Raw genomic sequence first — 17,082 nt, forward strand, 5'->3', positions numbered from 1 at the left:
AGCCGGCTCAAGCTTGGGCTTCACCCCTCTGGTGGCCGCATGACGGCCACCCGCCTTCCCCCAACCGATTTTCCCCTAAGGGGACCCGTCACAAAGGAGAGTTGTTATGTCTAATCTACTTGACCAGTTGATCCAGGGCACTGGCCTGTCAGATGATCTGAACGCCGGGGCAGGGCAGGACACAATGGTGGGTCTGTCCGGCGATGACACCCTTGCCGGGGATGGCGGCAACGATCTGATTTATGGCGATTATGCCGAAGCCAACCTGTTGGGGGATGCCGGGGCCTCCCTCAGTTTTTCGGACTACGCAAGCCTTGGCGCCTGGCAGGTGACAACCCTGCCCAGCGGCCATCAGGAGATGAGCCAGACCGTCAACACCGAAGCGCAGGGCGTTTATGAGCTGTCATTGTCACTGGCTGCGAACTTTGCCGGTGGCCATGTGGATGCTGGGGTTGAGGTGTTGGTCGATGGTGTGGTTGTTGCCAGCTATGACAGCCAGAGCGGTGCCTTTGCCGATCACAGTTTTACCTTCACCGCGACCGGCAGCAGTTCCGAGATTACGCTGCGCACGCTGGAGGGCAGCGGCAGCGGCCCGGTGATTGATACCAGCGGCGCGGTCTATACCACCGACACACAGGTGACCATCGGCGGCCAGGAGGTGACCGTTGCGGCCTTCGCGCCGGGTCAGGCCAACCTCTATCAGGTCTTTAACGGCACGCTGCATGTGTTTGACACGGAAAATTCGACCTATCAGCAGGTGGGTGCGGATGGCACGGTGAACGTCAATGCCATTGGCTTCAACCAGCAGGACAGCCTGATCTACGGTGTTGCCGTCGGCAACGGTCAGGACGCGCTGGGCAATCAGGTCAGCCGCGACGATCTGGTGATGTTTGACGCCGAGGGCAACGTCTACCGCATCGGCGAAGGCCCGTTCCGCAGCTGGACCGGTGACTTTGACGATCAGGGCAACCTGTGGATCTTCAATTCACGGCTGAACTTCCTCAGCAAAATCGATGTGGACACGCTGGACGCCAATGGCAACCCGGTGGAGGAACGCATTGACCTGAACGACGCGCTCTTTGGTTTGAATGTCTATGATCTGTCTTTTGATGCCAACACGCAGAGCTTTTCGGGTGTGGCCCGCGGGTCTTATGAGGGGGCGCCTGCGACATTGGTCACGGTGGATGTATCTGGTGATACGCCGCAGATTTCGTCCATTCATGTGACCCATACTCAGGTCGGCGATCAGCTGCTGACCGGCACCCCGGCGATCACCTTTGGCGCCGCGATCTATGACACCGATGGCACGCTGTTTGTCGGCGGCAATTCGGGCGATCACGATATGAACAACGCCACTGGCGCCTCGGGCGGGATCTACCGGGTGGAGATTGACCCGGCCAGCCAGACCGCCACGCTGGTTCTGGTGACAGATGCGCCGCGGTCCTACTCAAATGACGGTGCCGCAGACCCCAATGCGCTAAGCCCCTTTGAGGCGGTGGATCTGGAGGCCACGGTGCTGATCCGCGATCTGCAGCTGGTGGCCACGGCCGAAGGTGAGTTGAGCTACAACGACGACCTGCAGGGTGGCGGCGGCGCTGACACTATGGAGGGCGGCATTGGGGAGGATCTGCTGACCGGCGGTGCCATTGGCGACAGCCTGATGGGCGGCGATGGCAATGATAGCCTGCACGGCGGCGCCGGGTTTGATGCGGTGGCTACCGGCCCGGCCTCAACCTATGACGCCGAGGGCGCGCGCTACGATCATCTGGGCAACCTCTTGCCGGAAAACGATGATTGGCTCAGCGGTGGGATTGGCGACGATCTGATTGCGGGGTCGGCCGGCCATGACACATTGCTGGGCGGCACCGGCGATGACACCTTGCAAGGCGGCACCGGCTTTGACCACCTGATGGGCGGTGAGGGCGCGGATGATCTGAACGGCGGCAGTGACCGTGACACGCTGGATGGCGGCGCGGGGGCGGATACGCTGGACGGACGCACCGGGGATGACCTGCTGAACGGCGGGGAGGGCAACGATCTGTTGCTGGGAAACTCGGGCGCTGACACGCTCTCCGGCGATGCCGGTGACGACATCCTGCGCGGCGGCAGCCATGATGACCTGTTGATGGGCGGCGAAGGGGCCGACACGTTGGAAGGCAGCGGCGGCAACGATGACCTGCGCGGTGACGACGGTGCAGATAGCCTGTCAGGTGGATCAGGTGCGGATGCGCTGGATGGCGGTTCCGGCAATGACACGCTTTACGGTGGCTCTGGGGATGACGACCTGACAGGTGGCGCGGGCCGCGACCGGATGAACGGCGGATCAGGGCACGATACCCTGTCAGGCGGCGAAGGGCGTGATACGCTGGCGGCCGGATCTGGGGATGATGTGATCGATGGCGGTGCCGGGCGCGACAGCCTGTTCCTGGGGGCAGGGGATGACATCGCCTATGGCGGCGACGGCGCGGACAGGTTCATCTTCCGCGATCGGGATCTAGACAACTCCACAGTGGAGATCCGCGACTATGACATCGATGAAGGGGATTATCTGGACCTGCGCCAGGTCAGCCTTGGCGACAGTGAGACCTGGTTCGCAGGCGCGGTCACCCAGGCGCTGGACGGGACGATCAGCATGGACCTTGGGGCCTGCACCGTTGAACTGACGGGCACCGGTCTGGATCTGCTGACCCAATCCGATGCCCTTTATGACAGTCTGGTTTTCTGAGGAAGGGGAGGGATGCGGCGGTGGATGTCAGGCAAACCCTGCTTCTTTGGCAATCACCGCCGCATGCGTTCTGTTCCGGGCATCCAGTTTCTTGCAAAGAGTGCGCACATGCAGTTTGATCGTCACCTCCTGAAGACCCAGATCGCGGGCAATTTCCTTGTTGGAATGGCCCGCGCAAAGGCCGCTAAGCACTTCGGTTTCGCGCTGGCTCAGCTGGTTGTCAAAGGGATCTTCGACCGAATTTGCGGCCTGCATCACATCTGCAGGGATATACGTTTCCCCAAGGGCCATGAAGCGGATGGCGTTGACCATGCTCTTGGCCCCCATGGTTTTCGGCAGAAACCCCAAGGCGCCGGCATCGACCGCCTCTTGCGCAACCGAATTGGGGGCAGTGCCGCTGAGGATGGCAAAGGGTTGGTTGGGATAATCGGCAACCGCCTGTTTCAGGCCCTGAAGCCCGTTCATGCCAGGCATCTTGTAGTCCAACAGGACCAGATCAAAGGGACCTTTGGCTTCGATCAGCTGTATCGCTTCTTTCAACGAGGCCGCAGGCAGTACCTGAATACGGCCTTCGGAATTCAAAAACACAGTCAGCGTGTCGCGAACCATTTCGTGATCGTCGGCAATCAAAATACGCATGTTGTAACCCTCTCATCGTAAATCGCCGGTGTAAAAACCGATACTAGCAAGAACTATGCCGCATTCATCCCACGGGAGAACAATAGCATGGTTTGACCAAAATTCCTTCCCTGACCTTAAGGCGAGCGCGAATTCCCGCCAGCCGGGCAAGAGGTCAGCCGATTTGGCGATGGTTGAGGCAAACTATCCCAAAGGTTAGTTGCCTATCCCACTGCACAGACACAGACGAATTCAAAAGCGTCACAGTAAGGGGGCAACACTAAGAGGTCCCCAAATGTTTTTCACAACTGTCTTCCGCCCCATCGCTGTGGCCGCCACCCTTGTTTTCATACTCGCCACGACCAGCTTGCCTGCTTTGGCTGAGCCAATTCTGACGGTCAAATCCCCCGGTTCGGACCGTCCGGTCACCTTGGAACGTGTGGATCTGGATCAGCTGCCACGGGAGGTGGTGCGCACCCGCACGATCTGGACCGAAGGTCTGGTGGAATTTGAGGGCGTGTCACTGGCCACGCTGGTGGCCGAACTGGGGCTGACGGCGGGAGAGTTGAGCTTCGTTGCGCTGAATGATTATGCGGTGACCATCCCCCTGTCTGATGCGGTGGCGGGCGGTCCCATTATTGCGGATCGGATGAACGGTGAACCGATGTCGGTGCGCGACAAAGGACCACTCTGGGTTATTTATCCTTTTGACAGCAATCCCGAGTATCAGGCAGAAAAATACTACGCACGTAGCATCTGGCAGCTGCATCGTATTGAATCTGCACTGTAACGTGTCAGAGTGCGTGTTTTGAAACCGCTGAAGGGTGCCCTGTGTTGCTGGGCGCCTTTTGCTGCAAGGCCTTTATTTTCCAAAAGCGCGAGGGTCAGTAACACCTTGTCAAAGAAATCTCTTTTCCCGTTGAAACAGGTCAAACTTGTGTTTGCTGCAGTGCTTGTGGCGATGTTTGTCCTGACGGGGATTTTGATGGCAGAGGTCTATGGCCGGCTGCGCGATCTGGCGACGGCCTCAACCGATAACCTGCAATGGAACATCGCGCAGCTTGAGGTGGAGTTGCTGCGGCTGGACGCGCAAATCTCAACCACCGCGCAGCAGGTAGAGGCTGAGGAGACAACGCCTGCAGAAACCGCAACCAGCCTGCGCCAGTTGCGCACACGATTTGATATTTTCTACAGCCGCATCGCCACCTACGAACATGGCCAGCTTTATCAACCTTTGTGGCAGGACGCGGAGAACGCCGCGATCCTGAAGGGGTTGCGGAATTACCTGCAATCCGGTGCCGCCTTGGTGGACACGCCGGATGCCGAATTCCGTACCCACTTGGCAGAACTGGGGCAGCTGACCGCAGCCCAGAAAGCGCCGGTCCGTGCGCTTTTGCTGAACGGAGTGGCGCAGTTTGCCCAAACCTCTGACGATGCGCGCGCAGCCCTGTCGCAGACGCTGACCCGATTGGCGCTGTCTTCGCTGTTGCTGATTGCTGTCCTGATGTCGCTGGCGCTGATGTTGCTGCGTCTGTTGCGCCAGGGCCGGCGGGTGGCGGCCGAAAACGAAGAGGTGCGCGCCAATCTGGAAACGATGGTGGCCTCCTCACTCGACGCGATTTTGGTGGTCAACCGCAAGGGGCGGATCCTTGAATTTAATGGCGCGGCGGAAACTGTTTTTGGCTACAGCCGCAAAGAGGTGCTGGGCAAAAACATGGCGCAGAAGATTGTGCCACAACATCTGCGCGGTGCCCATATTGAAGGGATGCAGCGCTATCTGGCGACCGGTGAGAAAAAGGTGATTGATGCCGGCCGTTTGCGGCTGGAAGCGATGCGCAAATCGGGTGAGGTCTTCCCGGTAGAACTGTCGATCACCGCCGCCAAACTGGGTCGTCACACTGTCTTTGTCAGTTTTCTGCGCGATATCACCTATCAGGTGCAGGCTGAGGCGGATCTGAAACGCGCCCGGGATGAAGCCCGCGCCGGGGAGAAGGCGAAATCCGATCTGCTGACCGTGATGAGCCATGAGATGCGCACGCCGCTCAACGGTATTTTGGGCTCATTGGAACTGCTCAAACGCGATCCGCTGAGCGAACGTCAGCTGCGCAGCCTGCGGGCGGCGAAACTGTCGGGCGATCTGCTCTTGAGCCATGTGAATGATGTGCTGGATCTGTCCCGCCTTGAGGGCGTGCAGGAAGCGGCGGCAAACGTGCCCTTTGATCTGCCCGAATTGGTGGAGGGTTTGATGACCGCGCAATCAGCCCCGGCCAAAGCCAAGGGCACCGCGCTGCGGGCGCAATATCTGACCGACGGCTTAACCCATGTGCTGGGCGATCCGGCGGCGCTGAACCGCTGTTTGGTCAATCTGGTGGGCAATGCGGTCAAGTTCACTCAGGACGGTGAAATCCTGGTGGAGATTGAGCGCCTGCAAGATGGCGCCACCGTTGAAATCCGCGTCAGCGACACCGGCAGCGGCATTCCCGAAGATAAGATCGACAGCATCTTTGATGAGTTTGTGACGGTTGACCCCAGCTTTGGCCGCGAAAGCGGTGGCACCGGGCTGGGGCTGGCGATCACCAAACGGCTGGTCACCCGGATGGGCGGGTCGATCATGGTCGACAGTATTGAGGGCGAGGGCAGCCTGTTTCAGATCACCTTGCCGCTGCCAGAGGTTGAGGCACCGCTGGAGGCTGCAGAGGCTGAGGTTGAGGTTCTGGAAGACCTGCCACCCCGGCAGGTGCTGGTGGTTGAGGACAATGAGATCAACCGCGATATCCTGACCGATATGCTGACCGAACTGGGTCAGGAGGTGGAAACCGCTCCGGATGGTCCAACGGGTATTGAGGCGGCGCAGACCGAGTGGCAACACATCATCCTGATGGATATTTCGATGCCCGGCATGGACGGGATTGAGGCGCTGTCACATATGCGGCAGGCGGGTGTTGAAAGCCCTGCTTTGGCGGTCACCGCCCATGCCTCGGCCAAGGACCACAAACGGATCCTTGCGGCAGGGTTTGCCGGCATCGTTACCAAACCGGTCAGTCTGGACCAATTGCACAAGGCGCTGTCTGCCTTGGCGGCTGAGGGGCCTGAGGGGCCTGTGGCACAGGTGTTTGAGACCGATCACAGCCAGCTGGGGCGCCAGACACGCGACGATTTTGTGGATCGGATGGGGCAGGATAAGTTTGGTGCGCTCATCGGCAAATTCAGTAAGGATGCCAGCGCTCTGTTGACCTCCTTGCAGGGGGCAGACGCCTTGTCTGCCGCGGCGGTGCAGGAGGCGCATAACCTCGCCGGCATGGCCGGGTTGCTGGGGGAAGCGGATCTGCAGAGCGCGTTGAAGGCGATCGAAGATCTACCTGTTGCGCAGCAGGCCAGTGAACTGCCGGAACTGGTTGACGCGGCCCGTCATCAACTGGCGGCGCTCAGCCCATAACCCCTCAGCCCTCTAGCGCACTGACATCCCGATCTTTTACCGCCTCCATCGCCACATAGGTCGAGGAGGACGCCACATGCGGCAGGCGGGAAATACCATCGCCCAGCACCCGGCGATAATCGCGAATGTCGCGGGTGCGCACCTTGATCAGGTAATCAAAACCGCCCGCAATCATGTGACATTCCTCAACCTCGGGCAGCTTACGCACCGCCTCATTAAATGCGGTCAGCGCGGCCTCGCGTGTGTCTGAGAGCTTGAGCTCAATAAATGCCACATGATCCAGCCCCAGACGTGTGGCGGACAGCTGGGCACGGTAGCCCGTGATGATGCCATCCTTTTCCAGCCGTTTGACCCGCGCCAGCACCGGCGTCTTTGACAGGCCAACCCGCGCGGCCAATTCCGTCATCGAAATCCGCGCCTCTACCGAGAGGATTTCCAGGATCTTGCGGTCAAAACTGTCCAGCTCTGCCGGCGGGGGGAGGGTTTGGTTCATTTGCGCTGCCTGAAGCTAAATCAAAAGACGGTTCGTCTATGTTAGGGCAAGGATTGGTCAAATGGTATCGTTGAAATGCGCTATCCTGTCAGAAGTGAATACCCCTTTTGAATGAGGCCCCGCCATGATCGACCTGGACCCCCGCTGGGATCAGAACAAACGTCGTAACGAAGTTGAAACCGTCGCTGCCCTTGTGGAACAGGCCGCGCTGGATCAGGCGACGCGGGATAGGATCGTGGCACGGGCCAGCACCTTGGTCAGCCGGATCCGGACCGAATCCAAACCGGGCTTGATGGAGGTCTTTCTGGCCGAATATGGCCTGTCGACCGATGAGGGCATTGCGCTGATGTGTCTGGCCGAGGCGCTGCTGCGGGTGCCAGATGCCGACACCATTGATGCGCTGATCGAAGATAAGATCGCCCCGTCTGATTGGTCCAAACACCTTGGCAACTCGGCCTCGCCGTTGGTCAATGCCTCCACCTGGGGTCTGTTGCTGACCGGGCGGGTGCTGAAAGATGACGCGCAAGGCCTAGCTGGCACCCTGCGTGGTGCGGTGAAACGTCTGGGCGAACCGGTGATCCGGACCGCGGTGGGCCGTGCCATGCGGGAAATGGGCCGCCAGTTCGTGCTGGGTCAGGACATTCAGGCCGCGATGGAGCGTGCCAAGGGGATGGAAACCAAAGGCTATTCCTATTCCTACGACATGCTGGGGGAGGCGGCGATGACCGCCGCAGATGCCGCCCGCTATGCCAAGGCCTACGCCGATGCGATCACCGCGATCACCGACCGCTGCAAGGGCGGCGATATTCGGATGAACCCCGGCATCTCGGTCAAACTGTCGGCGTTGCACCCGCGCTATGAAGTGGCCAAAACCGAACGTGTGATGGCCGAACTGGTGCCGGTGGTGCGCGATCTGGCGCGGCAGGCGGCGCGGGCGGGCATGGGCTTTAACATCGATGCGGAGGAGGCCGACCGTCTGGGCCTGTCGCTGAAGGTGATTGAGGCGGTGCTGGCCGACGAACAGCTGGCCGGCTGGGATGGGTTTGGCGTGGTGGTGCAGGCCTATGGACGGCGTGCTGGTGACGTGATCGATGGGCTTTATGACATGGCGCAGCGCCATGAGCGCCGCATCATGATCCGACTGGTGAAGGGCGCCTATTGGGACACGGAGGTCAAGCTGGCGCAGGTCGAAGGGCTGACCGATTTCCCGGTGTTCACCCGCAAATCCGCCACAGATGTCAGCTATGTCGCCAATGCGCGCAAACTGCTGCAGATGACTGACCGGATTTATCCGCAGTTCGCCACCCACAATGCCCACACTGTGGCTGCGGTGCTGGAAATGGCCAGTGATCTGCCGAATGAGGCCTATGAGTTCCAGCGCCTGCACGGCATGGGTGAGGCGCTGCATGATCTGGTGCTGTCTGATGAAAAGACGCGCTGCCGGATCTACGCACCGGTCGGGGCGCATCGTGATCTGCTGGCCTATCTGGTGCGGCGTCTGCTGGAAAACGGCGCCAACTCCTCGTTTGTGAACCAAATCGTGGATGAGGATATCAGCCCGGCTGAGGTGGCGGCCTGTCCCTTTGCGCATGTCGATGCGGATCTGGCGCAGGAGTTGGGTTATCTGAAATACGGGCCCGAGCTGTTTGGCGCGGATCGCAAAAACGCCAAAGGGTTTGATCTGTTTGATGTCAATGAGCTGCGCCAGATTGAGGCCGCGCGTGGTGGCCAGGCGCTCACCGCGGCAGGGCCGCAGATCGCGGGGGCTGTGGACGGCGGGGCGGTTGAGCCCTCCATCAACCCGGCCACTGGGGAGGAGATCGGCCAGATCACCCTGTCGTCTGAAAAAGATGTGGCCACTGCGCTTGAGGCGGCAACGCCCTGGGATGCGCCTATGGCGGAGCGTGCGGCGGTGCTGAACCGGGCGGCGGATCTGTATGAGGAGCACTATGGTGAGCTGTTCCAGCTCCTGGCGCGGGAGGCTGGTAAGACGCTGATGGATGCGGTGGGGGAACTGCGCGAGGCGGCGGATTTCCTGCGTTACTACGCGTTGGAGGCCGGCAGCCTGCGCAATCCGGCGCGCGGGATCTTCACCTGCATCAGCCCGTGGAACTTCCCCTTGGCCATTTTCTCCGGCCAGATTGCGGCGGCGCTGGCGGCGGGCAATGCGGTGCTGGCAAAACCTGCCGAAACCACCCCGTTGATTGCCACCCGCGCGGTGCAATTGCTGCATGAAGCCGGCGTGCCGAAAACCGCGCTGCAACTTCTGCCTGGGCCGGGATCTGTGGTCGGCAAGGCGCTGACCTCTGACCCGCGGATTTCCGGCGTGGCCTTCACCGGATCCACCGCAACGGCAAAACGCATTCAGGCGGCGATGGCTGGATCGATGGCCCCGGGCGCGCCGCTGATTGCGGAAACCGGTGGTCTGAACGCCATGATCGTGGATTCCACCGCCCTGCCGGAACAGGCGGTGCGGGATATCGTGGCCTCCAGTTTCCAGTCGGCAGGTCAGCGTTGTTCGGCCCTGCGGTGTCTTTATGTGCAGGAAGACATTGAACCGGCCCTGCGTGAGATGCTGATCGGGGCGATGAACGAACAGCGGGTGGGCAACCCTTGGGATCTGGAGACGGACATCGGCCCGGTGATCAATGCGGCGGCGCAGGCCGAGATCAACGCCCATATCGCGACGGCCAAGGCGGAAGGTCGCCTGCTGCATCAGCTGGATGCGCCAGCCGAGGGGCACTTCGTGGCACCGTCGCTGATCAAGGTGGGCGGCATCGCCGATCTGGGCAAAGAGGTCTTTGGCCCTGTACTGCATATCGCCACCTTTAAGGCGGGGGAGATCAACGATGTGATCGCTGCGGTAAACGCGACGGGCTATGGTCTGACCTTTGGTCTGCACACCCGTATCGACACCCGCGTGCAGGAGGTGGCGGATGCGGTGCATGTCGGCAACCTCTATGTGAACCGCAACCAGATCGGCGCCATTGTCGGCAGCCAGCCGTTTGGCGGCGAAGGTCTGTCGGGCACTGGCCCCAAGGCGGGCGGGCCGAACTACCTGCCACGGTTCACCCGCGCCGCGGTTTCGCCTGAGGGCGCGCAAGCGACCAACCCGGTGGCCAGCGAACAGGTGCAACGTCAGCTGAGCAGCGCCGAGGTGCCAAGCGCGCCGGTGATGCAACGCGACATGCCCGGACCGACCGGCGAGATGAACCGCCTCAGCGCCTATGCCCGTGGGCCGGTGCTGTGTCTGGGGCCGGGGGTAAAACTGGCGGCGGAACAGGCGGCCTTGGTGCGCGGACTAGGTGGCGTCGCGGTGGAGCAGCCGGGCGCGGTTGATCCGGGCGCGATGCGCAGTCTGCGCGATCTGTCGGCCGTGATTTGGTGGGGCGATTTGGGGTTGGCGCGCGGCTATGCGGCGGCGCTGGCTGAGCGGGATGGGCCATTGGTGGCATTGGTCACCGATGCGCCCGACGCGGGCCATGTGCTGCATGAACGTCACCTCTGCGTTGACACCACCGCGGCGGGCGGCAACGCCAACCTGCTGGCAGGTCAAAACGGCTAAGCTCAAGACGTTGGGGCGGCGTGCAGGTTGCATTCCGCCCCAACGTCACACAACCCAGCCCTTTCCCTGAGGGCAATCCGATGGTCTAGTCGCCCCAAGTGGAGGAGGATGACCATGGATTTTGGTATTCGTGCAGAAAACCGCAAGCTGCTGGATCGGGTGATCGCGATGATCGACACCGAGATTGCACCGCTGCAGGATGAATATGAGGGTGAGGTCGCGAAGGGTGACCGCTGGCAATACACCGACCGGCAGGCTGAGATCCTGGAAGGGCTGAAAGCCAAGGCCAAGGCGGCAGGTCTGTGGAACTTCTGGTTGACAGATGGCGACCGCGGCTTGGGCCTTTCGACCGTGGAATATGCCTATTTCGCTGAGGAAATGGGCCGTGTTGGTCTGGCGGCTGAGGTGTTCAATTGCTCGGCGCCTGACACTGGCAATATGGAAGTGTTCCACAAATACGGCACCGATGCGATGAAGACCCAGTGGCTGGAACCACTGCTGCAGGGGCAGATCCGGTCGGCCTATCTGATGACGGAACCTGATGTTGCCTCCTCAGATGCGACCAATGTGTCGATGTCCTGTGTGCGCGATGGCGACCACTATGTGCTCAACGGTGAAAAGTGGTGGGCCTCGGGCGCGGGGGATCCGCGCTGTAAGGTCTATATCGTTATGGTGAAAACCGGTGGCGAGGACACTGCGAAACATCAGCGCCATTCGATGATTGTGGTGGATGCGGCAACGCCGGGGATTGAGGTGTTGCGCCCGATGCATGTCTACGGCGCGGATGATGCGCCGCATGGCCATATGCACATCCGGTTCACCGATGTGCGGGTGCCAGCAGAAAACATGCTGCTGGGCGAAGGACGTGGGTTTGAGATCAGCCAAGGGCGGCTTGGCCCGGGGCGGATCCATCACTGCATGCGGGCCATTGGGCAGGCGGAATCCGCGCTGACCCTTATGTGTAAACGCGCGCTGGAGCGGGAGGCCTTTGGCAAGCCACTGGCCAGTCTGGGTGCGAACTATGACATCATCGCTGAGGCGCGGATGGAGATTGAGCAGGCGCGTCTGCTGTGCCTCAAGGCGGCGTGGTACATGGATCAGGGGGATGCCCGTGCGGCAGCGCCGTGGATTTCCATGATCAAAACCGTCGCGCCCCGTATGGCGCTGAAGGTGATTGATGAGGCGGCGCAGATGTTTGGCGCGATGGGGATTTCACAGGACACGCCGCTGGCCTCAAAATGGACCCATGTGCGCACCCTGCGTTTGGCGGATGGCCCTGATGCGGTGCACCGGCGTCAGATCGCGCGGACCGAACTGCGCAAATACACTCAGGAGCGGATCTGAGCCTGCTCATTGGCGTGGCGGGGCATTGCGCCTCCGCCATTACAGTAGCGATCAGGTTTCATCTATTGGCGATGTAATGCTGGCCCGCCGTTTATTCGGCGGGCTGAAATCCTTCGATCAACTGGCGCAGCCCCAACGCGGCCCCGGCAAAGATCGCCGCAAAGGTCACGGGCGCTGACCAGGCCAGCGTGGAAAAGGCGGTCATGCCCTGACCCACGGTGCAGCCCAGGGCCAGAACCGCGCCGATCCCCATCAGACCTGCGCCGATGATCTGGCGACGCAGCTCGCGCGGGTCATCGCAGGCCTCCCAGCGGAAATGCCCTTTGATCAGGGATCCGATGAAAGCGCCAAGCGCCACCCCGGTGATGGAGCCAACGGCAAAGCTGGGTTCGCGCACCGATGCGGTCATGTAGTAGATCAGCGTTTCGCCCACGGGTGCGGAGAAACTGTGCGACACCACAGGCAGGTCTTCGAAGCCGGCGGTGGCGGCGTAGTAGCTGCCGGCCCAGCCAGATGTGATGGCAAGCCCGACGACAATGCCCCAGAAAATGGATTTCGGGTCCTGCAGAAACCGGCGGGAGCCAAGCGCGCCAAGGGTGATCAGCGCGCCAAGGGCCAGACCGATATGGACCGGCGACAGACCAAGGGCGCGGCCCAGGAAATGGGCGATGCCCGGTGGCACCTCACTGGTCACATCAACCTGTGGAAAGGCCATGTTGCGCAATGGCGCCAAGGGTCCCGACAGGGTGGCATAGGCGGCGACACCCATCACCAGCACGATCACAAAGGCGCGAAAATCGCCGCCACCAAGACGCGCAATGGCGCCGTAGCCGCAGTTGCCTGCCAGCGCCATGCCATAGCCAAAGGTCAACCCGCCAAGGATTGAGGCCAAGGGCATCCAGCGGATGGACAGGTAATAAGACGCCTCGGGCTGCATCATGCCGGCGCCGGTCAGGCCGAAACAGCCCAAGATGCCGACCCCGATCGCCAGCACCCACATCCGCATGCGAATGTCTGAGCCGCCGTAAAGCAGATCCTCAATCGCGCCCATGGTGCAGAACCGGCCCAGCCGCGCCGCCAACCCCAGAACAAGACCACCAACCGCGCCAAACAGCGCGGTGGTCCAATACTCTCCGATGATATCGATCATGGGCGCGCGCCTCCCAACGCGGCCCTGCGCAGGCTCAGCAGCTTATGCTTGGCTATCGCTGTCTTCGGCGCAGAACAATTCGTAGACCAGTTCAAGCATACGCTTGGGCCGGTCATCCGCCAAACGGTAATAGATCGCTTTACCTTCGCGCCGCGGCACAACCAGACCTTCGAGGCGCAGACGCGACAGCTGTTGCGAGACCGCGGCCTGACGGGCCGAAAGCAGATCTTCCAGCTCGGTCACGGATTTTTCGCCCGAGACCAGATGGCAGAGGATCATCAGGCGGCCTTCGTGGCTGACAGCCTTGAGGAAGTTTGACGCATTGGTGGCGTTTTCCACCATGCGGTCCATTTCCGCGTCAGAGATGTTTTCGTCAAAGACAGGCAGACCCATGTCACCCTCGATCCTTGTTCCTATGGGGCCTCATAGCGAATAGGGCCTCAAGCGTAAAGTCACAGCCGCATCCGTGCGGCGTTCTGATGGGCGGCGTTGCCCTCAGGTGCCACTTTCTGTGGCAAATTCGGTTTTGGCCTTCAGCATCATCTCAAGCAGGCCCCAGAAGAAATCTTCGCCGGGGTAGCCTTCGATGCGGCCGATTTCCAGACCTTCCTCAACCAGCACAAAGGTGGGCGTGTAAACCACCTTGCGCGCAAAACTCAGGCCGTCGGGCAGGGGATCATCGATGTCGATCTGCTGCAGCGGGGCAAATTTGCCAGCGGCGGTTTTGGGATAGATCGGGCCGATCTCTTCTTTCCATTGGATGCAATAATGGCAACCCGGCGTTTCCACCATAAACAGCTCCGCCGCCCAGAGAGGGCTGGCGAGTGTGCTGGCCAGCAAGGTGGCCGCTATGGCAAGACGGTGACGCAGGGGGTGCAACATGATTGACGATCCTCTCTCATACTACATAATGTGAATGTATGAATTCATCAAGGGCAGGTCATGATTGATATTTCATTTGCAGCTGCGGCATTTGCGGGGCTTTTGAGCTTCTTCACACCCTGCATTCTGCCGATGGTTCCGTTTTATCTGTGCTACATGGCCGGTCTGTCGATGACTGAGTTGCAGGGCGACGGCACAATCGCCAAAGGGGCGCAGCGGCGGTTGGTAATTTCGGCCATCGCTTTTGCCTTTGGCGTCAGCACGATTTTTGTCCTGCTGGGCATGGGGGCAACGGCGCTGGGGCAGGTCTTTGCCCAATGGCTGGACACCTTGCGCTGGGTCGCTGCGGCGGTGCTGCTGCTCTTTGGTTTGCATTTCCTTGGGCTGCTACGGATTGGTCTGTTCTACCGTGAGGCCAAGCTGGAAAGCACCATGGCGCCGTCGACGCTGATGGGCGCCTATGTGATGGGGCTCGCCTTTGGCTTTGGCTGGACGCCTTGTGTGGGGCCGGCGCTGGCTTCGATCCTGATGATCGCCAGCGGGATGGGCGATATCTGGCGCGGTGGTCTGCTGCTGCTGGTCTACGGCCTGTCGATGACAGCGCCCTTTGTGGTGGCCGCGCTTTTTGCCAAGCCGTTTCTGCGCTGGCTGGGGCGGCATCGCTCCAAGCTGCAATATGCGGAGAAGATCATGGGCGGGATGCTGATCCTTTTTGCGATTTTGATTGCCACCAACGGGGTGCGGCTGATCGCGGATGTGATGATCCGCTGGATGCCATCATTAACGTCGCTTGGTTAAGGGCCGTCTGAGTTGAAGAGGGAGGGGAACATGAGATCGATTTTGGCAGCATGTGTTGTGGCGCTTGGGCTGGCCGCGCCGACGATGGGCGCGACGGCAGAACTGGGGGATGACGGGCTGCACAAGGCGGTCTGGATGCAGGATACCTTCAAAGACCTGTCCGAGGATCTGGAGGAGGCAAATGCCGCGGGCAAACGCCTGCTGATTCTCATTGAACAGCGCGGCTGTATCTATTGCACCAAGATGCATGAAGAGGTGTTTCCCGACCCCGAAATCGCACTTAGCCTGGAGCAAGATTACTTCGTTGTGCAGATCAATATGTTCGGCGATGTCGAGGTCACGGACTTTGATGGCGAATCTTTGGCCGAGAAAGAGATGGTGCGCAAATGGGGGCTGATGTTCACCCCAACGATGCTGTACCTGCCAGAAGAGGTTGCTGAGGGGCAGAGCGCTGCACAGGCGGCAGTTGCAACCGTGCCGGGGGCATTTGGCAAAGGCACCACTTTGGCTATGTTGCGTTGGGTAAAGGAAAAAAGTTACCTAACGGAAGAGCCGTTCCAAAAATATCTCGCGCGGATGCTGGCTGCGCAATAATCAACATTTCACAAAACAACTCGCACACATATCGGTAAATTCACGATAATGAATTTGTTGTTGCGTCATGCACAACCGTCGACTACCGTATGCAAAAGCGAGCTTAGCCACTTAACGGGTAGCCATGGGAGGAAACATGAAGCTTACGACTTTGACACTGGTGGCGGCGCTGTCTGCTGGGACGGCATTTGCCAATCCAGTTGCGCCTGCCGATGTTGTTTTCGACGAGTACGGGGCCGTCGAAGCCTCGTTGACCGGCACCGCCGGGGACGCGGAAATGGGCGCCAAGATCATGGCGTCGAAAAAGATGGGCAACTGCATTGCCTGTCACGCGGTCACCGCGCTGAACGACGCACCGTTCCACGGTGAAGTTGGCCCGGAACTGGATGGGGTCGGGGATCGCTGGAACGCCGCAGAACTGCGCGGCATTCTGGTCAATGCCAAAGGTGTCTATGACGGCACCGTGATGCCCTCCTATTACAAGGTCAGCGGCTTCATCCGTCCGGGCGATGCGTATACCGGCAAGGCGCCCAAGGGCCCGCTGGATCCGCTGCTCTCTGCACAGCAAATCGAAGATGTTGTCGCCTTCCTGGCCACTCTGACCGAGTGATCAGGGCGCGACGAAATTAAGGAGATCACAATGGAATTCTCACGACGCGACACGCTGGCCATGGGCCTGGGTGCTGCTGCGCTGACCGTTCTGCCTTTCCGGGTGAACGCAGCCGCAGCGGATGATTTTATCGCTGAGTTCACTGGCGGTGCCGAAGTAGGCGAGGGCGGCCTGACCCTGACCGCACCGGAAATTGCCGAAAACGGCAACACCGTTCCTGTGTCGGTTGAGGCCGAGGGCGCCGAAGCCATCATGCTGCTGGCCATGGGCAACCCGACCCCGGGTGTTGCCACCTTCAACTTTGGTGAGCTGGCAGGCAGCCAGTCGGCATCGACCCGTATCCGTCTGGCAGGCACCCAGGATGTGGTGGCCATCGCCAAAATGTCCGACGGCAGCTTTGTCAAAGCTGGTCAGACCGTAAAGGTTACCATCGGCGGCTGCGGCGGCTAATCAGGATCGAAGGAGAAAAGACATGGCAAAAGGTGTAAAACCTCGCGTGAAAGCCCCGAAAAAGGCGGCTGCCGGCGAAACCGTTACCCTGAAGACCCTGATCAGCCACAAGATGGAATCGGGTCAGCGTAAGAACAAGGATGGCAGCGTCATCCCGCGGTCGATCATCAACCGTTTCACTTGTGCCTTCAACGGCAAGACTGTTGTGGACGTCAAGCTGGAGCCAGCGATTTCGACCAACCCTTACTTCGAATTTGAGGCCGTTGTGCCCGAAGCGGGCGAATTCCAGTTCACCTGGTATGACGATGATGGCTCGGTCTATGAGACCGCCAAAAAGGTCGCAATCGCTTAATAAAAATAGATGTTTCTGTCCCGCCGGTGCGCCGGCGGGATCTGAGGCATCACAGGGAGGAAGCT

At 60.4% G+C, this 17,082-nt stretch carries 15 protein-coding genes; 10 read left to right on the forward strand and 5 right to left on the reverse strand.

The window, feature by feature from the left end; genetic code table 11:
- Nucleotides 1-106: 106 nt before the first annotated feature.
- The gene (locus ACORLH_RS07140) at nt 107-2,725 is read left to right on the forward strand and encodes a calcium-binding protein (RefSeq protein WP_321831961.1); all 2,619 of its coding nucleotides are present in this window, start codon (nt 107-109) and stop codon (nt 2,723-2,725) included.
- A 27-nt stretch (nt 2,726-2,752) separates the two neighbouring features.
- Here the strand turns inward: ACORLH_RS07140 and ACORLH_RS07145 are convergent, their stop codons facing one another.
- Nucleotides 2,753-3,364 carry a response regulator transcription factor gene (locus ACORLH_RS07145; RefSeq protein ID WP_321831962.1) on the reverse strand — a complete coding sequence of 204 codons (612 nt, stop codon included), beginning with the start codon at nt 3,362-3,364 and terminating at the stop codon, nt 2,753-2,755.
- Between the two features lie 274 nt (nt 3,365-3,638).
- Between ACORLH_RS07145 and ACORLH_RS07150 the strand changes: the two genes are divergently transcribed.
- Complete coding sequence (locus ACORLH_RS07150; protein WP_321831963.1) at nt 3,639-4,133, forward strand: molybdopterin-dependent oxidoreductase; 495 nt, start codon at nt 3,639-3,641, stop codon at nt 4,131-4,133.
- A 195-nt stretch (nt 4,134-4,328) separates the two neighbouring features.
- Nucleotides 4,329-6,779, forward strand: a complete 2,451-nt coding sequence (locus tag ACORLH_RS07155; protein ID WP_321831964.1) for a hybrid sensor histidine kinase/response regulator — start codon at nt 4,329-4,331, stop codon at nt 6,777-6,779.
- 4 nt (nt 6,780-6,783) lie between these two features.
- Here the strand turns inward: ACORLH_RS07155 and ACORLH_RS07160 are convergent, their stop codons facing one another.
- Complete coding sequence (locus ACORLH_RS07160; RefSeq protein ID WP_058244289.1) at nt 6,784-7,272, reverse strand: Lrp/AsnC family transcriptional regulator; 489 nt, start codon at nt 7,270-7,272, stop codon at nt 6,784-6,786.
- A gap of 124 nt (nt 7,273-7,396) precedes the next feature.
- Between ACORLH_RS07160 and putA the strand changes: the two genes are divergently transcribed.
- Complete coding sequence (gene putA, locus ACORLH_RS07165) at nt 7,397-10,837, forward strand: bifunctional proline dehydrogenase/L-glutamate gamma-semialdehyde dehydrogenase PutA (RefSeq protein WP_321831967.1); 3,441 nt, start codon at nt 7,397-7,399, stop codon at nt 10,835-10,837.
- A gap of 108 nt (nt 10,838-10,945) precedes the next feature.
- Nucleotides 10,946-12,181: an acyl-CoA dehydrogenase family protein gene (locus tag ACORLH_RS07170; protein ID WP_321831969.1), complete on the forward strand. Its 1,236-nt coding sequence runs from the start codon at nt 10,946-10,948 to the stop codon at nt 12,179-12,181.
- A gap of 91 nt (nt 12,182-12,272) precedes the next feature.
- Here the strand turns inward: ACORLH_RS07170 and ACORLH_RS07175 are convergent, their stop codons facing one another.
- The 3 genes from ACORLH_RS07175 to ACORLH_RS07185 form a co-directional block, all read right to left on the reverse strand.
- Nucleotides 12,273-13,331, reverse strand: a complete 1,059-nt coding sequence (locus tag ACORLH_RS07175) for a YeeE/YedE family protein (protein WP_321831970.1) — start codon at nt 13,329-13,331, stop codon at nt 12,273-12,275.
- 42 nt (nt 13,332-13,373) lie between these two features.
- Nucleotides 13,374-13,724, reverse strand: a complete 351-nt coding sequence (locus ACORLH_RS07180) for a metalloregulator ArsR/SmtB family transcription factor (RefSeq protein WP_321831972.1) — start codon at nt 13,722-13,724, stop codon at nt 13,374-13,376.
- Nucleotides 13,725-13,826: 102 nt separating this feature from the next.
- Nucleotides 13,827-14,213: a hypothetical protein gene (locus tag ACORLH_RS07185; protein ID WP_321831974.1), complete on the reverse strand. Its 387-nt coding sequence runs from the start codon at nt 14,211-14,213 to the stop codon at nt 13,827-13,829.
- 60 nt (nt 14,214-14,273) lie between these two features.
- Here ACORLH_RS07185 and ACORLH_RS07190 point away from each other — a divergent pair, with 60 nt between their 5' ends.
- The 5 genes from ACORLH_RS07190 (at nt 14,274) to soxZ (ending at nt 17,017) form a co-directional block, all read left to right on the forward strand.
- The gene (locus ACORLH_RS07190; RefSeq protein ID WP_321831975.1) at nt 14,274-15,011 is read left to right on the forward strand and encodes a cytochrome c biogenesis CcdA family protein; all 738 of its coding nucleotides are present in this window, start codon (nt 14,274-14,276) and stop codon (nt 15,009-15,011) included.
- A gap of 30 nt (nt 15,012-15,041) precedes the next feature.
- Nucleotides 15,042-15,605 carry a thioredoxin family protein gene (locus ACORLH_RS07195; RefSeq protein WP_321831976.1) on the forward strand — a complete coding sequence of 188 codons (564 nt, stop codon included), beginning with the start codon at nt 15,042-15,044 and terminating at the stop codon, nt 15,603-15,605.
- A gap of 136 nt (nt 15,606-15,741) precedes the next feature.
- Nucleotides 15,742-16,215, forward strand: coding sequence for a sulfur oxidation c-type cytochrome SoxX (gene soxX, locus ACORLH_RS07200; protein WP_321831978.1), 474 nt, complete (start codon nt 15,742-15,744; stop codon nt 16,213-16,215).
- Nucleotides 16,216-16,245: 30 nt separating this feature from the next.
- Nucleotides 16,246-16,665, forward strand: a complete 420-nt coding sequence (gene soxY, locus ACORLH_RS07205; protein ID WP_321831979.1) for a thiosulfate oxidation carrier protein SoxY — start codon at nt 16,246-16,248, stop codon at nt 16,663-16,665.
- Between the two features lie 22 nt (nt 16,666-16,687).
- Nucleotides 16,688-17,017: a thiosulfate oxidation carrier complex protein SoxZ gene (gene soxZ / locus ACORLH_RS07210; protein ID WP_058244279.1), complete on the forward strand. Its 330-nt coding sequence runs from the start codon at nt 16,688-16,690 to the stop codon at nt 17,015-17,017.
- Nucleotides 17,018-17,082 lie beyond the last annotated feature (65 nt).

Source organism: Thalassovita sp. (genome assembly GCF_963691685.1).
Lineage (GTDB): Bacteria > Pseudomonadota > Alphaproteobacteria > Rhodobacterales > Rhodobacteraceae > Thalassobius.